This is a genomic window from Kribbella sp., from assembly GCF_035655035.1.
Classification (GTDB): Bacteria; Actinomycetota; Actinomycetes; order Propionibacteriales; family Kribbellaceae; genus Kribbella.
Genome location: NZ_DASRVN010000307.1, coordinates 1 through 4,984 on the forward strand (window position 1 = coordinate 1; position 4,984 = coordinate 4,984).

Annotated in this window: 5 protein-coding genes; 3 read left to right on the forward strand and 2 right to left on the reverse strand. The window is 68.8% G+C overall.

Annotated elements, in window-relative coordinates; all coding sequences use genetic code 11:
- The 3 genes from VFF46_RS17710 to VFF46_RS17720 all read left to right on the forward strand — a co-directional run.
- A partial coding sequence (locus VFF46_RS17710) for an aminoglycoside phosphotransferase family protein (RefSeq protein ID WP_325038237.1) occupies positions 1-574 on the forward strand: 574 nt, incomplete at its 5' end.
- 97 nt (positions 575-671) lie between these two features.
- On the forward strand, positions 672-1,706 hold the full coding sequence (gene mgrA / locus VFF46_RS17715) for an L-glyceraldehyde 3-phosphate reductase (RefSeq protein WP_325038238.1): 1,035 nt from the start codon (positions 672-674) through the stop codon (positions 1,704-1,706).
- Between the two features lie 234 nt (positions 1,707-1,940).
- Entirely contained in the window at positions 1,941-2,594 is a 654-nt protein-coding gene (locus tag VFF46_RS17720) for a hypothetical protein (protein ID WP_325038239.1), read from the forward strand.
- A 203-nt stretch (positions 2,595-2,797) separates the two neighbouring features.
- Here VFF46_RS17720 and VFF46_RS17725 read toward each other — a convergent pair whose 3' ends face one another.
- Positions 2,798-3,760, reverse strand: coding sequence for a TAXI family TRAP transporter solute-binding subunit (locus VFF46_RS17725; protein WP_325038240.1), 963 nt, complete (start codon positions 3,758-3,760; stop codon positions 2,798-2,800).
- On the reverse strand, positions 3,757-4,984 hold a 1,228-nt coding region (locus VFF46_RS17730), incomplete at its 5' end, for a TRAP transporter permease (protein WP_325038241.1). The genes VFF46_RS17725 and VFF46_RS17730, both read right to left, overlap by 4 nt.

The following is a 4,984-nucleotide window of genomic DNA, read 5'->3' on the forward strand; positions in this document are numbered from 1 at the left end:
CGATCCGGCCGCACGCCCAGGCGCGCCGGCGGGTGAGCCGGCGTCTGGACCGGCGGAGGTGCCGGTGGGCGTGCCTGAGGATGGGTGGGGGGATCCGTGGGGGACGATTGACGATCTGGCCGATCGGGGGTACATCGACCCCGGAACGGCGACCTGGCTGACCGACTGGTTCACGCGCCTGGCCCGGCGCGTCGACGCCGGCGGCCCGAAGGTGCTGATCCACGGGGACGTTGCCGCCCACAACCTTCTGGTGGGACCCGGCAACGATCTCCGCGCGCTGATCGACTGGGGTGATGCCGCGTGGGCCCCGCCTGCCATGGACTTCGCCAAGCTCCCGCTGACCCAGGTGGCCGCCCTGCTCCCCGCCTACCGGCAGCACGCCCACTCCCCGGACTCCGAGCACGATCTCGCCGCCGCGATCCTCTGGTTCCACCTCTCCTGGGCGCTCGCCAAACTCCCCGCCGCGCCGTGGCCCGGCCAACGCCACTGGACCGCTCCCACGACGAGCCGCCTGCTCGGCCTCCTGCACTTCTTCACCACCACGCCGCCCGCCCCGTGGGCCGACCTCGTCTGACGATCAAGAAGGTGGGGTTCTCGCTCTCAGTGCTGGAGTTTCTGCTGAAAAACAAGGGGGTTTGAACTTGTTGACTCATGGGGCAGACTGAGGTTCCGTGACTGATTATGTGGCGGCTGCGAGCCGGTACGACGACCAGATGAGCTACCGGCGCACCGGCCGGAGCGGGCTGCGGCTTCCGGCGATCTCGCTCGGGTTGTGGCACAACTTCGGCGACGACAAGCCGTTCGCGACGCAGCGGGACATCCTGCGCCGGGCGTTCGACCTCGGCGTCACGCACTTCGACCTGGCGAACAACTACGGCCCGCCGTACGGCTCGGCCGAGACCAACTTCGGGACGCACTTCGCGCGCGACTTCAAGCAGTACCGCGACGAGCTGATCATCTCGACCAAGGCCGGCTACGACATGTGGCCGGGTCCGTACGGTCAGGGCGGCGGCTCACGGAAGTACCTGCTGGCGTCGCTGGACCAGTCGCTGGACCGGATGGGGCTGGACTACGTCGACATCTTCTACTCGCACCGGTTCGACCCGGACACGCCGCTCGAGGAGACGATGGGCGCGCTCGATGCGGCCGTCCGCTCGGGCAAGGCGCTGTACGCCGGCATCTCGTCGTACTCCGCCGACCGGACGCGGGAGGCGGCGCGGATCCTGGAGGAGCTCGGTACGCCGCTGCTCATCCACCAGCCGTCGTACTCGATGCTGAACCGCTGGATCGAGGAGGACCTGCTGGACGCGGTCGGTGAGCTGGGCGTCGGCGTGATCGCGTTCTCGCCGCTGGCGCAGGGCGTGCTGACCAACCGGTACCTGGACGGCATCCCGTCCGACTCGCGCGCGGCACAGGGCAAGTCCCTCAACCCGGACTCCTTGACCGAGGAAACCCTGAAGCACGTCCGCGCCCTGGCCGAGATCGCCAAGGAACGCGGCCAGTCGGTCGCTCAGCTGGCCCTCGCCTGGACCCTCCGCGACGACCGCGTCACCAGCGCCCTCATCGGCGCCTCCAGCGTCGCCCAGCTGGAGGACAACCTGGCCACGGTCCGCAACCTCACCTTCACCCCCGAGGAACTCGAAGCCATCGACGCCGACGCGGTAGAAGCCGGCATCAACCTCTGGAAAAAGAGCTCCGACGCCTGATCCCCCAAACCCCTCGAACCCCCGAACGCCCGCCGCACCCCGCGACGGGCGTTCGTCACTTCCCCACCACCCACAGACCACCAGCAGCCGGCCAGCACGCGTGACACGTGCGCGGGTGGTCGGGGCGGGTGTGGGGTGGGGCGGTGGGTTGTGGGTGGGTTACGGAGGGGGTTGGGGTGGTTGCGGTTTGGGGCGGATGGGCACAGGCTGGTAGAGACATTGGAGGTGGTTGTCGTGACCGCTTCGACGCTCGAAATGGCCTTGACGTACGAGCACGCGCGGATCCGGGAGCTGGCTGAGCCGGCTCATCATCCGGATGCGGCGCATCCTGAGCACCGGCATCAGACGGACTGGTTCTACGCGATCGCGGCGCAGCATCTGGCGGCGGCCGAGGACGTGCTGGTGCCGTACATCCGGCGGCTCCCGGACGGGGCGGGGATGGTGGGCAGGTACGTCGGGAACGCGAAGGAGCTGGAGCGTTCGCTGCGGTATCTGAAGGGCAGGCAGTACGGCGACAGCCGGTTCCTGCATCTGCAGCACGACGACCTGTGGCAGCACATCGACCGGTTGCTCGACGAGCACGAGGCGATGGAGACGACGTACAGCCGGCAGATCACCGAGGAGCTCGCGGATCCGGAGGTGAACGCGTTGACGGAGGATCTGCTGGAGGCGGAGGAGGTCGCGCCGACCCGGGCGCATCCGGCGTCGCCGCACACCGGGATGGCGGGCCGGCTCGCGCACCGGATGTGGCGGATGGCAGACAACGCGTGGGACAGCGCCGAGGGCCGCGTGGTGCCGATCAAGTACCACGCTCACCCGAAGCGCGACTCCGCGCTATCCCACTACCTGTACGGCACCCCGATGCCCCACGAGGAGGAGCCGCACTAGCACACCCAGCCACCGCCGGAACCGCGCCGCAGCAGAAGGCCCGGTCCCGGCGGATGTTCCGTCGGGACCGGGCCGGGACCGGCTCTCACTGCGCCTGGTTGTGGGGGCCGGTTCGGGCCCGTTGCCGCTGCGCCTGGGTGCGGTGTGGGGCCCTGCGTCCTCCCCCGCTGCGCCTGGTGTGCGGGGGAGGACGGTTCGTGGGGTCAGTGCAGGGCGTCGAGCGCCTTCTTCGCGCCCGGGTGGAGTGGCACCGGGTCGGTCTTGTCGGCGTTGTCGAGGGTGATGCCCTTCGCGGCCGCGTTCACCGTGACCAGGGCGTCCAGGTTGTCGTAGAGCGTCTTCGTGAGTTGCTCGGCGAGGTCGTCCTTCATGTTCTTCCGGACCAACAGCACGTTCGGTACGACGATCGTCGTGACGTCGGCCGGCTGCTTGTAGGTCGCTGCCGGGATCGGTGCCGCCGAGTACACCTCACCGTACTTCTCCTGCATTTTGGGCAGCAGATCCGTGATCGGCAAGAGTTTCACGCCGTTGCCCATGCTGGTAACGAGGTCGGTAATGCCGCCGGTCGGCAGCCCGCCGGACCAGACCAGTGCGTCGATCGACCCGGACTTCATCGCGTCCACCGACTCGGGCAGCCCGAGCCGCTGGGCGGTTACGTCGGACGCCGGGTTCAGGCCGGCCGACTCGAGCAGCCGGCGCGCGATCACCTCGGTCCCGGAATTCGGCGAGCCGGTGGAGACCCGCTTGCCCTTCAGGTCGGCGATCGAGTTGATGTTCGCGGACGTCCGTACGGCGACCTGCGTGTAGTTGTTGTACAGCCGGGTGAGCGCGACGACGTCCTGCTTGCTCTTGAAGCTGTTCACGCCGTTCACCGCGTCCGCGGCGGAGTCACCGAGTGAGAAGGCGACGTCGTAGTTGCCGCTGACCAGGCCCTGGATGTTCTGCACGGAGGCACCGGTCTCGCTGGCCGTCGCGCGGTACCCGGACATCTTCTGCGAGATCACCGAGGCCAGCGCGCCGCCGAGCTGGTAGTAGACGCCGGTTGTGTTGCCGGTGGCAATCGTCAGCCGCCCGCCGCTGCCGGAGGATCCGGCGGGCTGGCGCTGTCCACCGCAGGCGGTCAGGGAAACGACGGCCACGAGCGCCACGAGGTGACGAAGTCTCATGCGATTCCTTCCTCGTTAGCGGCCTGGCGTTGCCGCCGGACCAGGTTGATGACCACGGCGACAAGTAGCAAACAGATTCCGACCGTGACGGTTACGGGCGCGAGGTACAGCAACAGCGCCGCGGCCGGTAGGCAGACCGCGCGCTCGAGCCAGGTCGCCCGGACGAACACCCAGCCGCCGGTGACCACGGCCAGTGCCGCGACGGCCAGCATCGACACCAACGTGGTCCAGACCGTGCCGACGAACGATCCCTGACCGAGCAGATGCGCACCGTTGTCGGTCAGCACGAACGCGAACGGCACCAGGAACGCGGGCAGCGTGTACTTCCACGCCTGCCACATCGTCGGGATCACCCGGCCGCCGGTGATCGCGGCCGTGGCCACCGCGGCCAGTGCGGTCGGCGGCGACACCTCGGAGAGTACGGCGTAGTAGAAGATGAACATGTACGCCTCGGGCTGCGTGACGCCGAGGTGGACCAGCGCCGGCGAGATGACCACCGCCGCGATGATGAACGACGCGGTCACCGGTACCGCGAGCCCGAGGATCATCACGGCCAGCCCGGACAGCACCACGGTCAGGATCAGGACGACCGTGTGATTGTCGGTCAGCCCGTGCGCGGCGTTCACGATGATCTCGGCGAGGTTCAGCCCGAGCCCGGTCTGCGTGGTAACCGCGACGATCACGCCCGCGGTCGCGCAGGTGGCCACCACGGGCAGGACCGAACGGGTGCCCTGGGCAAGCGCTTTGAACAACGGACGCCCGGTCAGCCGGTGCTCCCGGTCCAGGAACGACAGCCCGAACTGGATGATCACCGCGTAGACGACCGCCTTGAACGGCGGTACGTCGACCGCCATGAAGCCGATGATCACGAACAGCGACAGGAAGTGGTACCCGAACCGCAGCAGCAGCCGCCCCGCCGACTGCCCGGACAGCTCCGGAGCCGAGGTCGTCCCGTGCTTGCGGGCGTCGATCTCGATCGCGAGCAGGATGCCGAGGTAGTACAGGATCGTCGGGATCACCGCGAACCCGAGCACCTTCAGGTACGACACCTGCAGGAACTCCGCGATGATGAACGCCGCCGCGCCGAGCGTCGGCGGCGACAGGATCGCGCCGATACCGGACGCGGCCAGCATCCCGCCCGCGGGCTCGGGTGGGTACCCGGCCCGGCGGAGGATCGGCCACGACACGGTGCCGAGCGACACCGCGGTCGCCGTACCGGAACCG

Bases quoted from the DNA above. Each gene is read 5' to 3' on its own strand.
- VFF46_RS17725 (WP_325038240.1), bottom strand. From the start codon at position 3,760: ATGAGACTTCGTCACCTCGTGGCGCTCGTGGCCGTCGTTTCCCTGACC.